The sequence below is a fragment of the Kitasatospora sp. NPDC056651 genome (assembly GCF_042792155.1).
GTDB lineage: Bacteria > Actinomycetota > Actinomycetes > Streptomycetales > Streptomycetaceae > Kitasatospora.
Genome location: NZ_JBHTWX010000061.1, coordinates 14,582 through 31,778, shown reverse-complemented (window position 1 = coordinate 31,778; position 17,197 = coordinate 14,582). Strand labels below are relative to the sequence as shown.

Here is a 17,197-nt window from a genome sequence, read left to right as displayed (position 1 = left end):
GTGGCCGGGAGAGCACTCGGCACCGTCGGTGCCGGGGGGTATGGTGATCACGATCATCGAGGGTGGCCCACCGCGGATCCTGTAACGCCGAGGCGGTCCGGACCGATAGACCGGTCGAGGCCCGCACCGCCTGCGGGCCCTTGACGAACCCGGCGAGGCGCGCGATTCTCAAGGCGCGAGTCCGCCCGGTTGGTTCGCCGTTGGATGCATAACCAGCGGCACCGGCGGGAAATGACTCCACGTGAGTTAGAGCAGTACCCGGCGGGCGTCCGCGTCCGCCGGCTACCGGGAGGAGTCTCCGATTCGGTCTCCGAATCAGAGCTGGACAGCAGTGTCGCCATTGGCTACACTGTCCCTTTGCGCTGCCTGTTAGCTGCTCCGTGACTCGTCGCCCGGAGTTTGCGTTGCCCTGAAGGGGTCTGGCACCGCCTCCGCAAAGCGGCTCTGACCTGGGGTTTCGACCCCGGCGGAGGCCAGTGGCGAGGGAGGCGGCACCAAGCCCAAGCAGGCCCGGCTGGTACGCGCGTAGTGAGCTCCGAGCCCTCGGAAGGACCCCCCTCTTGGCCGCGCCGCGCAACGCCTCGAACAATTCCGCCGCATCCACCGCCCCGCTCCGCGTCTCCTTCGCGAAGATCAAGGAGCCCCTCGAGGTCCCCAACCTCCTGGCCCTGCAGACCGAGAGCTTTGACTGGCTGCTCGGCAACGCGGCCTGGAAGTCCCGGGTCGAGCAGGCGCTGGAGTCTGGTCAGGACGTCCCCACCAAGTCCGGTCTGGAGGAGATCTTCGAGGAGATCTCGCCGATCGAGGACTTCAGTGGGTCGATGTCGCTGACCTTCCGCGACCACCGTTTCGAGCCGCCGAAGAACTCCATTGACGAGTGCAAGGACCGCGACTTCACGTTCGCGGCCCCGCTCTTCGTCACGGCCGAGTTCACCAACAACGAGACCGGTGAGATCAAGTCTCAGACGGTCTTCATGGGCGACTTCCCGCTCATGACCCACAAGGGCACGTTCGTGATCAACGGCACCGAGCGTGTCGTCGTGTCGCAGCTGGTCCGCTCCCCGGGTGTGTACTTCGACTCCACCCTGGACAAGGTCTCCGACAAGGAGATCTACTCCTGCAAGGTCATCCCCTCGCGTGGTGCCTGGCTGGAGATGGAGATCGACAAGCGCGACATGGTCGGCGTCCGCATCGACCGCAAGCGCAAGCAGTCCGTCACCGTGCTGCTCAAGGCCCTCGGCTGGACCAACGAGATGATTCTCGAGGAGTTCGGCGAGTACGAGTCGATGCGCAACACCCTGGAGAAGGACCACACCCAGGGCCAGGACGACGCGCTGCTGGACATCTACCGCAAGCTGCGTCCGGGCGAGCCGCCGACGCGCGAGGCCGCGCAGACGCTGTTGGAGAACCTGTACTTCAACCCGAAGCGCTACGACCTGGCCAAGGTCGGCCGCTACAAGGTCAACCGCAAGCTGGGCAACGCCGAGTCGCTGGACTCCGGCGTGCTCACCGAGCCCGACATCATCGGTGCGATCAAGTACCTGGTGAAGCTGCACGCGGGCGAGACCGAGTGGCGTGACGGCGAGGGCCGCGACATCGTGGTCGAGGTCGACGACATCGACCACTTCGGCAACCGTCGCCTGCGCAACGTCGGCGAGCTCATCCAGAACCAGGTCCGTACGGGTCTCGCCCGCATGGAGCGCGTCGTGCGCGAGCGCATGACCACCCAGGACGTCGAGGCGATCACGCCGCAGACCCTGATCAACATCCGGCCGGTCGTCGCCTCCATCAAGGAGTTCTTCGGCACCAGCCAGCTGTCGCAGTTCATGGACCAGACGAACCCGCTGTCGGGCCTGACCCACAAGCGCCGTCTGTCCGCCCTCGGCCCCGGTGGTCTGTCCCGTGAGCGGGCCGGCTTCGAGGTCCGAGACGTGCACCCCTCGCACTACGGCCGCATGTGCCCCATCGAGACCCCCGAAGGCCCGAACATCGGTCTGATCGGCTCGCTGGCCTCGTACGGCCGGGTCAACGCGTTCGGCTTCATCGAGACGCCGTACCGCAAGGTCGTCGACGGTGTGGTCACCGAGAAGGTCGACTACCTGACCGCCGACGAGGAGGACCGCTTCGTCATCGCCCAGGCGAACGCGCCGCTGACCGCGGACCTGCACTTCGCCGAGCCTCGCGTCCTGGTCCGCCGCCGTGGCGGCGAGATCGACTACATCCCGGGCTCCGAGATCGACTACATGGACGTCTCGCCGCGCCAGATGGTGTCGGTCGCGACCGCCATGATCCCGTTCCTCGAGCACGACGACGCCAACCGCGCGCTCATGGGCTCGAACATGATGCGCCAGGCGGTGCCGCTGCTGAAGAGCGAGGCCCCGCTGGTCGGTACCGGCATGGAGTACCGCTGCGCGGTCGACGCCGCCGACGTGATCACCGCCGAGAAGGCCGGTGTGGTGCAGGAGGTCTCGGCCGACTACGTCACCGTGGCCAACGACGACGGCACGTACACCACGTACCGCGCCGCCAAGTTCACCCGCTCCAACCAGGGCACCGCCTTCAACCAGAAGGTGCTCGTGGACGAGGGCGCCCGGGTCGAGGTCAACCAGGTGCTGGCCGACGGCCCGTGCACCGACGAGGGCGAGATGGCCCTCGGCAAGAACCTGCTCGTGGCGTTCATGTCGTGGGAGGGTCACAACTACGAGGACGCGATCATCCTGTCGCAGCGCCTCGTGCAGGACGACGTCCTCTCCTCGATCCACATCGAGGAGCACGAGGTCGACGCCCGTGACACCAAGCTCGGCCCCGAGGAGATCACCCGGGACATCCCGAACGTCTCCGAGGAGGTCCTGGCCGACCTCGACGAGCGCGGCATCATCCGCATCGGCGCCGACGTCGTCACCGGCGACATCCTGGTCGGCAAGGTCACCCCGAAGGGCGAGACCGAGCTGACCCCCGAGGAGCGCCTGCTCCGCGCGATCTTCGGCGAGAAGGCCCGTGAGGTCCGCGACACCTCGCTGAAGGTCCCGCACGGTGAGTCCGGCAAGGTCATCGGCGTGCGCGTGTTCGACCGCGAGGAGGGCGACGAGCTCCCCCCGGGTGTCAACCAGCTGGTCCGCGTCTACGTGGCCCAGAAGCGCAAGATCACCAACGGTGACAAGCTCGCCGGCCGTCACGGCAACAAGGGTGTCATCTCCAAGATCCTCCCGGTCGAGGACATGCCCTTCCTCGAGGACGGCACCCCGGTCGACATCATCCTCAACCCGCTGGGTGTCCCGTCCCGAATGAACCCGGGACAGGTCCTGGAGATCCACCTCGGGTGGCTCGCCAAGCAGGGCTGGGACGTCTCCGGCCTCGCCGACGAGTGGGCCCAGCGCCTCCAGGCGATCGGCGCCGACCAGGTCGAGGGTGGCACCAACCTCGCCACCCCGGTCTTCGACGGCGCCCGCGAGGACGAGATCACCGGCCTGCTGGACAACACCACCCTCACCCGTGACGGTGAGCGCCTGGTGAACTCCACCGGCAAGGCCCGCCTGTTCGACGGCCGCTCCGGCGAGCCGTTCCCGATGCCGGTCTCGGTCGGCTACATGTACATCCTCAAGCTGCACCACCTGGTCGACGACAAGCTGCACGCCCGTTCGACCGGTCCGTACTCGATGATCACCCAGCAGCCGCTCGGTGGTAAGGCGCAGTTCGGTGGTCAGCGCTTCGGTGAGATGGAGGTGTGGGCCCTCGAGGCGTACGGCGCGGCCTACGCGCTCCAGGAGCTCCTCACCATCAAGTCCGACGACGTCCTCGGCCGAGTCAAGGTCTACGAGGCCATCGTCAAGGGCGAGAACATCCCCGAGCCCGGCATTCCCGAGTCCTTCAAGGTCCTCATCAAGGAAATGCAGTCGCTCTGCCTCAACGTGGAGGTGCTGTCCTCGGACGGCCAGTCCATCGAGATGCGGGACTCCGACGAGGACGTGTTCCGCGCCGCCGAGGAGCTCGGCATCGACCTGTCCCGGCGCGAGCCGAGCAGCGTCGAAGAGGTCTGACGGAGGTCGGGCCGGCCGCAGCAGCGGCCGGCCCGCCCCCAGGCCCCCCTCAGACCACACGAACGACTCTCGACTTACGAAAGAGGGCTTGACGACCAGTGCTTGACGTCAACTTCTTCGACGAGCTCCGCATCGGCCTGGCCACCGCCGACGACATCCGCCAGTGGTCCCACGGCGAGGTCAAGAAGCCGGAGACCATCAACTACCGCACCCTGAAGCCGGAAAAGGACGGGCTCTTCTGCGAGAAGATCTTCGGCCCCACCCGGGACTGGGAGTGCTACTGCGGTAAGTACAAGCGCGTCCGCTTCAAGGGCATCATCTGCGAGCGCTGCGGCGTCGAGGTGACCCGCGCCAAGGTGCGCCGCGAGCGGATGGGCCACATCGAGCTGGCCGCCCCGGTCACCCACATCTGGTACTTCAAGGGTGTCCCGTCCCGCCTGGGCTACCTGCTGGACCTGGCGCCGAAGGACCTCGAGAAGGTCATCTACTTCGCCGCTTACATGATCACCTGGGTCGACGACGAGCGCCGCCAGCGCGACCTCCCGTCCCTGGAGGCGCACGTCTCGGTCGAGCGCCAGCAGATCGAGAACCGCCGCGACTCCGACCTCGAGGCCCGTGCCAAGAAGGCCGAGACCGACCTCGCCGAGCTGGAGGCCGAGGGCGCCAAGGCCGACGTGCGCCGCAAGGTGCGCGAGGGCGCCGAGCGCGAGATGAAGCAGCTGCGCGACCGCGCGCAGCGCGAGCTCGACCGCCTCGACGAGGTGTGGGCCCGCTTCAAGAACCTCAAGGTCCAGGACCTCGAGGGCGACGAGCTGCTCTACCGCGAGCTGCGCGACCGCTTCGGCACCTACTTCTCCGGCTCGATGGGCGCGGCGGCCCTCAAGGACCGCCTCGAGACCTTCGACCTGGCGGAGGAGTCCGAGCGCCTGCGCGAGATCATCCGCACCGGCAAGGGCCAGAAGAAGACCCGTGCGCTCAAGCGCCTCAAGGTCGTCTCCGCGTTCCTGCAGACCACCAACAAGCCCAACGGCATGGTGCTGGACTGCGTCCCGGTCATCCCGCCGGACCTGCGTCCGATGGTGCAGCTGGACGGTGGCCGCTTCGCGACCTCCGACCTGAACGACCTGTACCGCCGCGTCATCAACCGCAACAACCGCCTGAAGCGGCTTCTCGACCTCGGTGCCCCCGAGATCATCGTGAACAACGAGAAGCGCATGCTCCAGGAGGCCGTCGACGCGCTGTTCGACAACGGCCGCCGCGGCCGTCCGGTCACCGGCCCGGGCAACCGCCCGCTGAAGTCCCTCAGCGACATGCTGAAGGGCAAGCAGGGTCGTTTCCGCCAGAACCTGCTCGGCAAGCGAGTCGACTACTCGGCCCGTTCGGTCATCGTCGTCGGCCCGCAGCTCAAGCTGCACCAGTGCGGTCTGCCGAAGGCCATGGCGCTGGAGCTCTTCAAGCCGTTCGTGATGAAGCGCCTGGTCGACCTGAACCACGCGCAGAACATCAAGTCGGCCAAGCGCATGGTCGAGCGTGCCCGCCCGGTCGTGTGGGACGTCCTCGAAGAGGTCATCGCCGAGCACCCGGTCCTGCTGAACCGTGCGCCCACCCTGCACCGCCTCGGCATCCAGGCCTTCGAGCCGCAGCTGGTCGAGGGCAAGGCCATCCAGATCCACCCGCTCGTCTGCACCGCGTTCAACGCGGACTTCGACGGTGACCAGATGGCCGTCCACCTGCCGCTCTCCGCGGAGGCGCAGGCCGAGGCCCGCATCCTGATGCTGTCCTCGAACAACATCCTGAAGCCGGCCGACGGTCGCCCCGTCACCATGCCGACCCAGGACATGGTGCTCGGTCTGTTCTTCCTGACCTCGGACCGCGAGAACGTGAAGGGCGCCGGTCGCACCTTCTCGTCGACCGCCGAGGCGATCATGGCCTTCGACGCCCGCGACCTGGACGTCCAGGCCCCGATCGAGCTGCGCCTGCCGGCCGGCACCGTCCCGCCGCGCGGCTGGACCCCGCCGCTGGACGAGGACGGCCAGTCGACCTGGTACGACGGCGAGCCCTTCCGCCTGAGCACCACCCTGGGCCGCGCGCTCTTCAACGAGCTGCTGCCCGAGGACTACCCGTTCGTCGACTACGAGGTGGGCAAGAAGCAGCTCTCCGCGATCGTCAACGACCTGGCGGAGCGCTACCCCAAGGTCGTCGTCGCGGCGACCCTGGACAACCTGAAGGCGTCCGGCTTCCACTGGTCGACCCGCTCGGGTGTCACCGTCTCCATCTCCGACGTCGTCGTCCCGCCGAACAAGCCCCAGATCCTGGAGGGCTACGAGGCGAAGGCGGAGAAGGTCCAGCGTCAGTACGAGCGCGGCCTGATCACCAACGACGAGCGCAAGCAGGAGCTCATCGGCATCTGGACCCAGGCGACCAACGAGGTCGCCGAGGCCATGAACGAGAACTTCCCGAAGACGAACCCCATCTTCATGATGGTCGACTCGGGTGCTCGTGGAAACATGATGCAGATGCGCCAGATCGCCGGTATGCGTGGTCTGGTGTCGAACGCCAAGAACGAGACCATCCCGCGACCCATCAAGGCCTCGTTCCGTGAGGGCCTGTCCGTGCTGGAGTACTTCATCTCCACCCACGGTGCCCGTAAGGGTCTGGCCGACACCGCCCTCCGTACCGCCGACTCCGGCTACCTCACCCGTCGTCTGGTCGACGTCTCCCAGGACGTCATCATTCGCGAGGAGGACTGCGGCACCGAGCGCGGCCTGAAGCTGGCGATCGGCTCCGTGGGTGCGGACGGCGTGCTGCGCAAGGCCGACGACGTCGAGACCAGCGTCTACGCCCGGATGCTCGCCGAGGACATCACGGTGGACGGCAAGCTGCTGGCCACCGCGAACACCGACCTCGGTGACGTCCTGATCGACGAGCTGATCCGCCACGGCATCGGCGAGGTCAAGACCCGCTCGATCCTGACCTGTGAGTCGGCCGTCGGCACCTGTGCCATGTGCTACGGGCGCTCGCTGGCCACCGGCAAGCTGGTCGACATCGGTGAGGCGGTCGGCATCATCGCCGCCCAGTCCATCGGTGAGCCCGGTACCCAGCTGACCATGCGTACCTTCCACACCGGTGGTGTGGCCGGTGACGACATCACCCAGGGTCTGCCGCGTGTCGTCGAGCTCTTCGAGGCCCGTACCCCGAAGGGTGTGGCTCCGATCTCGGAGGCCGCCGGCCGGGTCCGGATCGAGGACACCGAGAAGACCCGCAAGCTGGTCATCACGCCGGACGACGGCACCGACGAGATCGCCTACCCGGTCTCGAAGCGTGTGAAGCTGCTCGTCAGCGAGGGCGAGGCGGTCGAGGTCGGCCAGAAGCTGACCATGGGTGCCACCAACCCGCACGACGTCCTGCGCATCATGGGCCAGCGTGCCGTCCAGGTCCACCTGGTCGCCGAGGTCCAGAAGGTCTACAACTCGCAGGGTGTGTCGATCCACGACAAGCACATCGAGATCATCATCCGGCAGATGCTCCGCCGCGTGACGATCATCGAGTCGGGCGACGCCGAGCTGCTGCCCGGTGAGCTGGTCGAGCGCGGTCGCTTCGAGCAGGAGAACCGCCGCGTCGTCGCCGAGGGCGGTCACCCCGCCTCCGGCCGTCCGCAGCTGATGGGTATCACCAAGGCCTCGCTGGCCACCGAGTCCTGGCTGTCGGCCGCCTCCTTCCAGGAGACGACCCGGGTCCTCACCGACGCGGCGATCCACGCCAAGTCGGACCCGCTGCTGGGCCTCAAGGAGAACGTCATCCTCGGTAAGCTCATCCCGGCCGGTACGGGTCTGCCCCGCTACCGCAACATCCGGGTCGAGCCGACCGAGGAGGCCAAGGCCGCGATGTACTCGGCCGTCGGCTACGACGATTACGACCTGTCGCCCTTCGGCGCCGGCTCCGGCCAGGCGGTCCCGCTGGACGACTACGACTACGGCCCGTACACCGGCTGAGTCGCAGGTCTCCGATCGCAGGGCGGTCACCCCTCACGGGGTGGCCGCCCTGCGGCGTTCCCGGGCGCCGGGTGGGGGCCGTGGGAAGCCGATTGGGTTATTCGGCCGAAGTCGCGTAGAGTGGTGTTCACCGACGCGGGGTGGAGCAGCTCGGTAGCTCGCTGGGCTCATAACCCAGAGGTCGCAGGTTCAAATCCTGTCCCCGCTACTCAGTACGAAGGGCCCGGAGGCATCAAGCCTCCGGGCCCTTCGGCGTTCCCCGGGCCGGCCGGATCCGTCGTGCGGGGGAGGGGCCCGAACCGCTCCGGGGAGGGAGGCGGCGCGGGGTACGGCCGGGGGAGGGTTCCGGGGTCGGGATGACGGGACCTTCGAAGGAGCCGGGGATGAAGCGGGTGCTGGGCGCGATGGCGATCACGGCGGGGGTGCTGGTCGGGATGTCGGCCTGTCTGCCGTTCTGGGCGGAGGACGAGCACCTGACGGTGAGCTACGGGGTGGCGGAGCCGGTCCGGGAGCTGGTCGTGGAGGGGACCGACGGCGGGGTGCGGCTCCAGGTGCCGGCCGGGGAGGCGTACACGGTGGACGCCCGGGCCTCGGAGGGCGGGGTGGAGGTGGGCGTCCCCTCGCGCGAGGGGGCGGCGCACAGCATCACTGCCCGGGCCACGGCCGGCGGTGTGACGGTCAGCGGTGTCTGACCTGTCCGTTCCGGAGGTCCTGCCGGTAGGGCATGATCTTCTCCGCGGGGACGGCGTCCCCGGCTACGGGGGAGGGACCGGGGTGGAGCGCGCGGCGCGCTGGCGGAACCGGACGGCCGGGCTGAGCCCGTACGTGCTGGACGGCCTCGTGGCGGCGGCCTCGGCCGGGGTCGCGGTCTGGGCGGTCGCCATGGACGATCCGGACTGGCCGTGGTGGGTCTACCTGGTGGCGCTGGCCACCTCGCTGCCGCTGCCCTGGCGGAGGCGGGCCCCGCTGGCGGTGCTGGCGGCGAGCAGTGCGGCCTTCATGGTGCTGTCGGTGGTGGCGCACTCGGCGAACCCGCAGCTGCCGCTGGCGGGCGTGGTCGGCATCTACACCGTGGCGGAGCGGTGCTCGGACCGGGTGCGCTGGGCGGTGCTGGTGCTCACGGTGACCGCCAACCTGATCGGCACCCACTCGCCGAACGGCGCGCTGTTCAGCGTGCTCACCTCGGTCGGCGCGTTCGTCTTCGGCGCGCTGGTGCGCACCCAGCGGCAGGTGGCGCGGCTGGAGGCGGAACGGGCCCGGGAAGCCGGCGAGCGGGTGGCCGGCGAGGCGGCCCGCGCGGTCGCGCAGGAGCGGGCCCGGATCGCCCGGGAGATGCACGACATCCTGGCGCACGCCGTCTCGTTGATGGTGATCCAGGCCGAGGCCGGGCCGGTGGTGGTGCGCGCCGACCCGGACCGGGCGGTCCGCGCCTTCGACACCATCGCCGACACCGGCCGTGACGCGATGGTCCAGCTCCGGCGGGTGCTCGGGGTCCTGAAGGAGGAGGGCGCCGGGCCGGAGCTGGCACCGCAGCCCCGGCTGGCCGAACTCGCCGACGTGGCCGAGCGGGTGCGCGCGGCCGGGGTGGCGGTGGAGCTCGAACTCTCCGAGGGGCTGGGCGCGGTGCCCGCCGACGTGGCGGCGGCGGCGTTCCGGATCGTGCAGGAGGCGCTGACGAACACGGTCAAGCACGCGGGGGCCACCCGGGCCTCGGTGCGGGTGGCCCGCGGCGCGGGCGAGCTGGAGGTGCTGGTCTCCGACAACGGCCGCGGGGTCCCGCTCGCCGCCGACGGTGCGGTGAGCGGCTGGTCCGGCGGCCGCGGACTGCTCGGCATCCGGGAGCGGGCGGTGGCCTGCGGCGGGCGGGCCGAGGCCGGTCCGGGACCGGCGGGCAGGGGTTTCCTGGTGAGCGCCCGGCTGCCGCTGGGCGCGGGTGGAGCGGTGGAGAGGGTGGACGGATGACGCCGATCCGGGTGGTCGTCGCGGACGACCAGGAGCTGGTGCGGGCCGGGTTCGGGATGATCCTGGACGCGCAGCCGGACATCGAGGTGGTGGCCGAGGCGGCCGACGGCGCCGAGGCGGTCGAGGCGGTGCGCGAGCACGGCCCGGACGTGCTGCTGCTGGACGTCCGGATGCCGGTGATGGACGGCCTGGAGGCGGCCCGCCGGGTGTGCGCGGAGTTCCCGTCCACCAAGGTGATCATGCTGACCACCTTCGACGCCGACGACTACGTCTTCGACGCGCTGTACGCGGGCGCCAGCGGCTTCCTGCTCAAGGACGTCCGCCGGGACGACCTGGCGCACGGGGTGCGGATGGTCGCCTCGGGGGAGGCGCTGCTCGCGCCCTCGGTGACCAGGCGGCTGATCGGCGAGTTCGCGGCCCGCCGGCCCGGGACGCCGGAACGGGCGGTGCGGCCGCCGTCGCGGCTGCTGGAGCAGCTGACCCTGCGGGAGCGGGAGACCCTGCGGCTGATCGCCCGGGGGCTGTCCAACGCCGAGATCGCGGCCGAGCTGGTGGTCAGCGAGCACACGGTGAAGACGCACGTCAGCAATGTGCTGAGCAAGCTCGGACTGCGGGACCGGGTGCACGCGGTGGTGTTCGCGTACGAGGCCGGGGCGGTGGTGGCGGGGGAGTCCTGACCGGCTCCCCCGCGCGGGGGAGCCGGGGAGTTCACCGGTGCGGGTGATCCGCGCCGAGGGCCCGGGCGGACAGGCTCTGCGGTGTCGCGAACGGACCACCGCAACCGGACCACCGTAGGAGAACGCCGTGAACGCCACGTCCCGCCTCACCCCGTACGCCGTCGTCGGCGCCCCCGCACTGATGGCGCTCTACGGCGCGATCCGCCTGGTGCCCGGCTCCCGGGAGCCGGGCCTCGGCTGGACGGCCGGGCACGCGGCGATGTTCGCCGGGCTGCTGCTGTTCGTCCCGCTGCTGCTCGCCCTGCGCCGACTGCTCGCCCCGCGCGGCACGGCCGGGCGGATCGCGGCCGGGGCGGCCCTGGGAACGGCCTTCGCGGGGCTGCTCTGCTCGCTGGCGCAGATCGGGATCGACCTGGTGGTCGGCCTGGCGGCGGCGGACAAGCCCGAGCAGTCGCGGCTGTTCGACCGGGTGCAGAGCGTTCCGGGGGTGCTGCCGGCCGTCTACCAGGTCGGCCCGCTGCTCTTCTACGTCGGCCTGCTGGCGCTGCTGGTCGCGGCCTCGGCCGGGGCGGCCCGGACGCTGCGCTGGTGGAGCCCGGTCCTGGTGCTGGTCGGCACCCTGGCCACCGGGGTGAACCTGGCCCTCATCCCGCTCGCCGCGGGCTGCTACCTGCTCGCGCTGGCCCCGCTGGCCCGCCCGGTCGACCTGCCGCGTGCCGCACTGGCCTGAACCGATCCGGCCCGAATCGCCCTGGCCCGAACCGCGTCGGCCCGAACCGCCCTGGCCCGAACCGCGCGGTCCGGCCGGAAGCGGCCCCCGGTCCGGTGTCCCCCGGATTTTCGGTGGCCGGGCCCGGGTCCTCGCCCGTACCGTCCGGGGTATGAACGCGAAGCGCCCTCTGATCGCCGTGCTCACCGGCGCGGGCATCTCGACGGACTCCGGCATCCCCGACTACCGGGGCCCGCAGGGCCTGTGGCAGAAGGACCCGTCGGCCGAGGAACTGGTCACCATCGGGCCGTACCGGGACGATCCGCAGGTGCGCCGCCGGGCCTGGCGGCTGCGGCTGGAGACGGGCGCGGCGGCCGCCGAGCCGAACGCCGGGCACCGGGCGCTGGTGGACCTGGAGCGCTCCGGGCTGCCGCTGCGGGTGCTCACCCAGAACATCGACGGACTGCACCAGAAGTCCGGGCTGAGCGCCCGCAAGGTGCTCGAACTGCACGGCACCGCACGGGAGACGCAGTGCCTGCGCTGCCGGGCGGTCGGGCCGATGGCGCAGGCGCTGGCGCGGGTCGAGGCGGGGGAGCCGGACCCGGACTGCCGGGCCTGCGGGGGCATCCTCAAGGCGCGCGTCGTGATGTTCGGCGAGAACCTGGACCCGGAGGTGCTCGGGCAGGCCGACTCGATCTCCCGGGCCTGCGACCTGTTCATCGCGGTCGGCACCAGCCTCCAGGTGTTCCCGGTGGCGGCGCTGCCGCTCAACGCCGTGCGGGCCGGGGCGAAGCTGATCATCGTGAACGGCGAGTCGACGCCGTACGACGGGGCCGCGAGCGAGGTGATCCGAGAGCCGATCTCCCAGGCGCTGCCGAAGCTGGTGCGCCGACTTGTCCTGGAACGGGGCTGAGGGGCAGCCGGAAGGGTCAAATCCCCGGACGCACCGCGTGCGTACGATGATCTTTCCGGCTTCCCCCCTCCCGGCCTGGAGTGATCGACCGATGACGACGACGGCGAAGTTCGACCCCTGGTCGGCGGAGTTCGTGGCCCACCCGTACGACGCGTACGCCGAACTGCGCGAGCACGCGCCGGTGACATACTTCGAGCCGACGAACCAGTGGCTCGTCTCCCGCCACGAGGACGTCAGCGCCCTGCTGCGCGACCGGCGGCTCGGCCGCACCTACACCCACCGCTTCAGCCACGAGGAGTTCGGCCGCCCCGAGCCGGACCCGGCGCACGAGCCCTTCCACACCCTGAACGACCACGGGCTGCTCGACCTGGAGGCGCCCGACCACACCCGGATCCGCCGGCTCGTCTCCAAGGCCTTCACCCCGCGGATGGTCGAGGGCCTGCGCCCCACCGTGCGGCGGCTCGCCGGCGAGCTGGTCGACGACCTGCTCGCGGCCGGCGGCGGCGACCTGATCGCCACCGTCGCCGAGCCGCTGCCGGTCGCCGTGATCGCCGAGATGCTCGGGGTGCCGGAGAGCGACCGGCACCTGCTGCGGCCGTGGTCCGCCGACATCACCGGGATGTTCGAGCTCAACCCGAGCGAGGAGGTGGCCCGCCGGGCCGTCACCGCCAGCGTCGAGTTCTCCGACTACCTGCGGACCCTGATCCGCGAGCGCCGGGCGAACCCGGGGACGGACCTGATCAGCGCGCTGATCCAGGCCCAGGAGGGCTCCGACGCGCTCAGCGAGCAGGAGATGATCTCCACCTGCGTGCTGCTGCTCAACGCCGGCCACGAGGCGACCGTCAACACCACCGGCAACGGCTGGTGGGCACTGTTCCGCAACCCCGGCGAGTTCGCCCGGCTGCGCGGCTCGGTGGACGAGCTGCTGCCCACCGCCGTCGAGGAGCTGATGCGCTGGGACACCCCGCTGCAGATGTTCGAGCGCTGGGTGCTGGAGGACATCGAGGTCGGCGGCGTCACCGTCCCGCGCGGCGCCGAGATCGCCCTGCTGTTCGGCTCCGCCAACCGCGACCCCGAGCGCTTCGCCGACCCGGACCGCCTCGACCTCGGCCGCACCGACAACCCGCACATCACCTTCGGTGCCGGAATCCACTTCTGTCTCGGCGCCCCGCTCGCCAGACTGGAGCTCACCGAGTCCTACGGCACCCTGCTGCGCCGGGCCCCGGGCCTGCGGCTGGTCCGCGAGCCCGAGTGGAACCCGGGCTACGTGATCCGCGGGCTCAAGGAACTGCTCGTCGAGGTGTGACGGAGAAGAGGGGGGAGCTGCCGTGGGCAAGGCGACGGGGGCACTGCTGGGGCTGGCGATCGGCGACGCGATCGGCCGGGTGACGGAGTTCAGGAGCGTCGAGCAGATCGCCGCCGACCACCCGGACTGGCGGCGGCTCCCGCTGCCGGGGAAGGCGCTGGTCACCGACGACACCCAGATGACCCTCGCCCTCGCCCGCGGCCTGCGCACCGCCCTGGCGCGCGGGCCGCTCACCCCGCTGCGGCTGGCGCGGCCGGTCCGCGAGGAGTTCGTCGACTGGTGGCGCTCCCCGCAGAACAACCGCGCCCCCGGCATGACCTGCCTGCGCTCCTGCGAGCGGCTCAGCCACGACGGAGTCCGCTGGCAGCAGGCCAGCGATGTCGGCTCCAAGGGCTGCGGCGCCAACATGCGGGTCGCCCCGGTCGGGCTGATCCGCGAGCTGGACGCCCGGCAGCTCTCCGGCGCGGCCCAGCTCCAGTCCGCGCTCACCCACGGCCACCCGACCGCGCTCGCCGCCAGTGACCTCACCGCGTACGCCGTCCGCAGGCTCGCCGAGGGCGTCCCGCCGGCCGGGCTGCCCGCGGTGCTGCGGGCGTACGCGCTGGCGAGCCGCGAGCGGTACGACGAGTTCTGGCTCGGCGACCTCGCCGACCGCTGGTACGGCAGTTCCCCGCAGACCGTCATCGCCCGGGGCTGGGACGACTGCCTGGAGGTGCTCGACCGGCTGGAGGCCGCGCTCGCCGCCCGCGACCCGGAGGCCGACCCCTGCCTGGCCACCGGCGAGGGCTGGGTCGCCGAGGAGGCCTTCGGCACCGGGCTGCTCTGCTTCCTGCTGCTGCCGGACGACCCCGTGGCCGCCGTCCGCCGGGCCGCCTACTCCAGCGGCGACTCCGACTCCCTGGCCTGTCTGACCGGCGCCTTCGCGGGCGCCCACCACGGCGAGGCGGCCTGGCCGGCCGACTGGGTCGAGCGGATCGAGCACCGGGACGAACTGCTGGAGTTCGGCGCGCTCTGGGACTGACCGGGCGGCCGTGGGGCCGGGCGGAACCGGGTGGCGGGGCGGCGCGTCGAAGGGCCATGACGAACCGCAGCACCGCAACCCGTCGTACCCTCCGCCGCCCGGCCGCGCTGCTCCTCGCGGCCGCCCTGGCCACGCCGCTGCTGGCCGGCTGCGGCAGCACCGGACCGGCCGAGCCCGGGGAGGTCCGGGTGGATCCGCCCGTGAGCCGGCCCGCCGACGACCCGGCCCAGCTGGCCGCCACCGCGGCCGCCACCGACGCCTTCGGCCTGGACCTGCTGCACGCCCTGACCGCCGCGCCGGACGCGGCCGACCGCAACCTGGTGGTCTCCCCGTCCGGGCTGGCCACCGTGCTCGCCATGCTGCTGCCCGGCGCCCGCGGTGCCACCGCCGAGGAGCTGGCCAAGGCCCTGCACACCGGACTCGACCCGCGGCAGTACGCCCTGGCCACCGGGGCGCTGAACCGGCCCGTCCCGGAGACCGACAAGGTCGCCCTGCGTCGCAGCGACGACGTCTGGACCCAGCAGGGCCTGGCCGTCTCACCGGACTACCTGGCCACCCTGGCCGCCGCCTTCGACGCCGGCGTGCACCAGTCCGACTTCGCCAAGGACCCGGACGGGGCCCGCAAGACCGTCAACGCGGCCGTGGAGAAGGCCACCGGCGGCCGGATCAAGGACCTGTTCGCCCCGGACGCGATCACCTCGGACACCCGGCTGGTGCTCACCGACGCGCTCTACCTCAAGGCCGAGTGGGCCTCCGCCTTCAAGCCCGCGCAGACCGCCGACCGGCCGTTCCACACGCCGGACGGCACCACCCCGGCCGTCCCCACGATGGGCCGGAGCGGGAGCTTCAGGTACGCCGACGGCTCGGGCGGGATCGTCGGCGAGCCCTGGCAGGCCGTCGAGCTCCCGTACGCGGGCGGCAGGCTGGCGATGGACCTGATCGTTCCGGCCCAGGGTGGCTTCACCGCCTTCGCCAAGGGCCTGGACCAGCCCCAGCTCGACCGGATCCTCGGCGCCCTCGCCGAACGGCCGGTCGACCTCCGGCTGCCGCGCTTCCACGTCGACACGTCCGAGGAGCTCACCCCCGTGCTGCGCTCGCTCGGCGTGCGGTCGGTCTTCGACCACGCCGACCTCGGCGGCATCGCCAAGGACCCGCTCGCCGTCAACACGGTGGTGCAGAAGGCCACCATCGAGGTCGCCGAGGAGGGCACCGTCGCGGCGGCCGGCAGCGGCGCCGGGATCGCCGTGGCGGCGGCGCCCAACGCGGACCGGCCGGTCCAGCTGTACGTCGACCGCCCGTTCCTGTTCCTGATCCGGGACACCCAGGGCGGCGCGCCGCTGTTCCTCGGCCAGGTCACCGACCCCCGGGCGAAGTAGCCCCCACCCGGCCGGGTGGCCCCTACCAGGCCGGGTAGCGCCCGCCGAGCCCCGGGTGGAGCGGGTCGCGGCTGCCGAACAGCACCAGCAGGTCGTCCGCGACCTGCCGCAGCTCGGCCCGGCCCTCGACCGCCCCGGCCCACTCGGTGGGCAGCGCCGCGGCGCCGTACGCGGCCCCGACCAGGTTGCCGCAGACCGCGCCGGTCGAGTCGCTGTCCCCGGAGTGGTTCACCGACAGCAGCAGCGCGGTGCGCACCGGGTCGGGGTCCAGGGTGGCCGCCAGCAGCGAGTACACCGCGATGGCCAGGCACTCCTCGGCGATCCAGCCGAGCCCGACCCGCTCCACCGTGTCCGCCATCGGCTCGGCCTCCTGGGCCAGCCGCACCGCCCGGGCCAGCGCCTGGACGGTCTCCTTGGAACTCGGCAGCTCGCGGATCTGCTCCACCGTCTCGCCGACCGCCGCCCACGGCTCGGTGCCGCCGGCGAGCCGCTCGACCAGCGCCGCGAAGGCGCCCGCCGCGAGGTAGCCGGTCGGGTGGCCGTGGGTGAGCTGGGCGCACTGCACCGCCAGCCCGAAGGACTGCTCGACGCCCAGCCGGGCCAGCCCGAACGGCGCCGAGCGCATCACGGTGCCGCAGCCCTTGGAACCCGGGTTGACCGGCCCGAGCTGCCCGATCACGGACGGCGACTCGAACACCGGGTGCTCGGACACCCCGCTCAGGCAGGCGTTGCCCGGCGCCCGGCGCGCGTACAGGAACGGCCGGCTCAGCAGCCAGCCGTCGTACGGGCGGGGCTGCGGCCCGGTGTCCGGCGCGGACTGGAACTGGGTGCGCAGCCAGCGCTGGTAGGCGCCGTGGACGGCCTCAGGCACCGAGCCGCCGCCGCCCGTCCAGCCGCGGACGAAGCCGCGGATCAGGCCCTCGGCGGTGAACAGCGTCATCTGGGTGTCGTCGGTGACCTCGGCCGGCCCGGGCCCGGCCGGCAGGGTGGTCACGCCCTGCGGCCCCCACCGGTCCTGGATCTGGTGGAGCTGCTGGAACTCCACCGGCCAGCCCAGTGCATCGCCGATCGCGCCGCCGAGCAGCGCCCCGCGCACCCGGTCCCGGTACCCCGACTCCGCCGCCGGTTCCGTCACGTCGAATCCCCCTTGGTTCGTGGCGGACAACGTTCTATCAGGTCTCCCCGGAGGCCGGGCGGCCCCGGT

The 17,197-nt window shown here is 71.5% G+C and carries 11 protein-coding genes and 1 tRNA gene; 11 read left to right on the top strand and 1 reads right to left on the bottom strand.

Annotated elements, in window-relative coordinates:
- The first annotated feature begins 560 nt into the window (after positions 1–560).
- The 11 genes from rpoB (at position 561) to ACFRAR_RS23005 (ending at position 15,993) form a co-directional block, all read left to right on the top strand.
- Positions 561–4,037, top strand: coding sequence for a DNA-directed RNA polymerase subunit beta (gene rpoB, locus ACFRAR_RS23055; RefSeq protein ID WP_380700025.1), 3,477 nt, complete (start codon positions 561–563; stop codon positions 4,035–4,037).
- 98 nt (positions 4,038–4,135) lie between these two features.
- Positions 4,136–8,029, top strand: a complete 3,894-nt coding sequence (locus ACFRAR_RS23050; RefSeq protein WP_380700024.1) for a DNA-directed RNA polymerase subunit beta' — start codon at positions 4,136–4,138, stop codon at positions 8,027–8,029.
- Positions 8,030–8,163: 134 nt separating this feature from the next.
- Positions 8,164–8,237, top strand: a tRNA-Met gene (locus ACFRAR_RS23045).
- Between the two features lie 175 nt (positions 8,238–8,412).
- Positions 8,413–8,721 (top strand): hypothetical protein, encoded by a 309-nt coding sequence (locus ACFRAR_RS23040; protein ID WP_380700022.1) that lies wholly within the window; start codon positions 8,413–8,415, stop codon positions 8,719–8,721.
- An 82-nt stretch (positions 8,722–8,803) separates the two neighbouring features.
- Entirely contained in the window at positions 8,804–9,991 is a 1,188-nt protein-coding gene (locus tag ACFRAR_RS23035) for a sensor histidine kinase (protein ID WP_380700021.1), read from the top strand.
- Positions 9,988–10,668, top strand: a complete 681-nt coding sequence (locus ACFRAR_RS23030; RefSeq protein ID WP_380700020.1) for a response regulator — start codon at positions 9,988–9,990, stop codon at positions 10,666–10,668. Before ACFRAR_RS23035 ends, ACFRAR_RS23030 begins: the two co-directional genes overlap by 4 nt.
- Before the next feature lie 127 nt (positions 10,669–10,795).
- Positions 10,796–11,398 (top strand): hypothetical protein, encoded by a 603-nt coding sequence (locus ACFRAR_RS23025; RefSeq protein WP_380700019.1) that lies wholly within the window; start codon positions 10,796–10,798, stop codon positions 11,396–11,398.
- A 151-nt stretch (positions 11,399–11,549) separates the two neighbouring features.
- Positions 11,550–12,290, top strand: a complete 741-nt coding sequence (locus ACFRAR_RS23020; RefSeq protein ID WP_380700018.1) for an NAD-dependent deacetylase — start codon at positions 11,550–11,552, stop codon at positions 12,288–12,290.
- A 91-nt stretch (positions 12,291–12,381) separates the two neighbouring features.
- Positions 12,382–13,596, top strand: a complete 1,215-nt coding sequence (locus tag ACFRAR_RS23015) for a cytochrome P450 (RefSeq protein WP_380700017.1) — start codon at positions 12,382–12,384, stop codon at positions 13,594–13,596.
- 22 nt (positions 13,597–13,618) lie between these two features.
- Positions 13,619–14,617 carry an ADP-ribosylglycohydrolase family protein gene (locus tag ACFRAR_RS23010; protein WP_380700016.1) on the top strand — a complete coding sequence of 333 codons (999 nt, stop codon included), beginning with the start codon at positions 13,619–13,621 and terminating at the stop codon, positions 14,615–14,617.
- A 56-nt stretch (positions 14,618–14,673) separates the two neighbouring features.
- The gene (locus ACFRAR_RS23005) at positions 14,674–15,993 is read left to right on the top strand and encodes a serpin family protein (protein WP_380700015.1); all 1,320 of its coding nucleotides are present in this window, start codon (positions 14,674–14,676) and stop codon (positions 15,991–15,993) included.
- A 22-nt stretch (positions 15,994–16,015) separates the two neighbouring features.
- Here the strand turns inward: ACFRAR_RS23005 and ACFRAR_RS23000 are convergent, their stop codons facing one another.
- Positions 16,016–17,128, bottom strand: coding sequence for an ADP-ribosylglycohydrolase family protein (locus ACFRAR_RS23000; RefSeq protein WP_380700014.1), 1,113 nt, complete (start codon positions 17,126–17,128; stop codon positions 16,016–16,018).
- Between the last annotated feature and the right edge of the window lie 69 nt (positions 17,129–17,197).

Coding starts and splice junctions, on each gene's coding strand:
- ACFRAR_RS23005 (WP_380700015.1), top strand. CDS start 14,674: ATGACGAACCGCAGCACCGCAACCCGTCGTACCCTCCGCCGCCCGGCC.
- ACFRAR_RS23040 (WP_380700022.1), top strand. CDS start 8,413: ATGAAGCGGGTGCTGGGCGCGATGGCGATCACGGCGGGGGTGCTGGTC.
- ACFRAR_RS23020 (WP_380700018.1), top strand. CDS start 11,550: ATGAACGCGAAGCGCCCTCTGATCGCCGTGCTCACCGGCGCGGGCATC.
- ACFRAR_RS23030 (WP_380700020.1), top strand. CDS start 9,988: ATGACGCCGATCCGGGTGGTCGTCGCGGACGACCAGGAGCTGGTGCGG.
- ACFRAR_RS23015 (WP_380700017.1), top strand. CDS start 12,382: ATGACGACGACGGCGAAGTTCGACCCCTGGTCGGCGGAGTTCGTGGCC.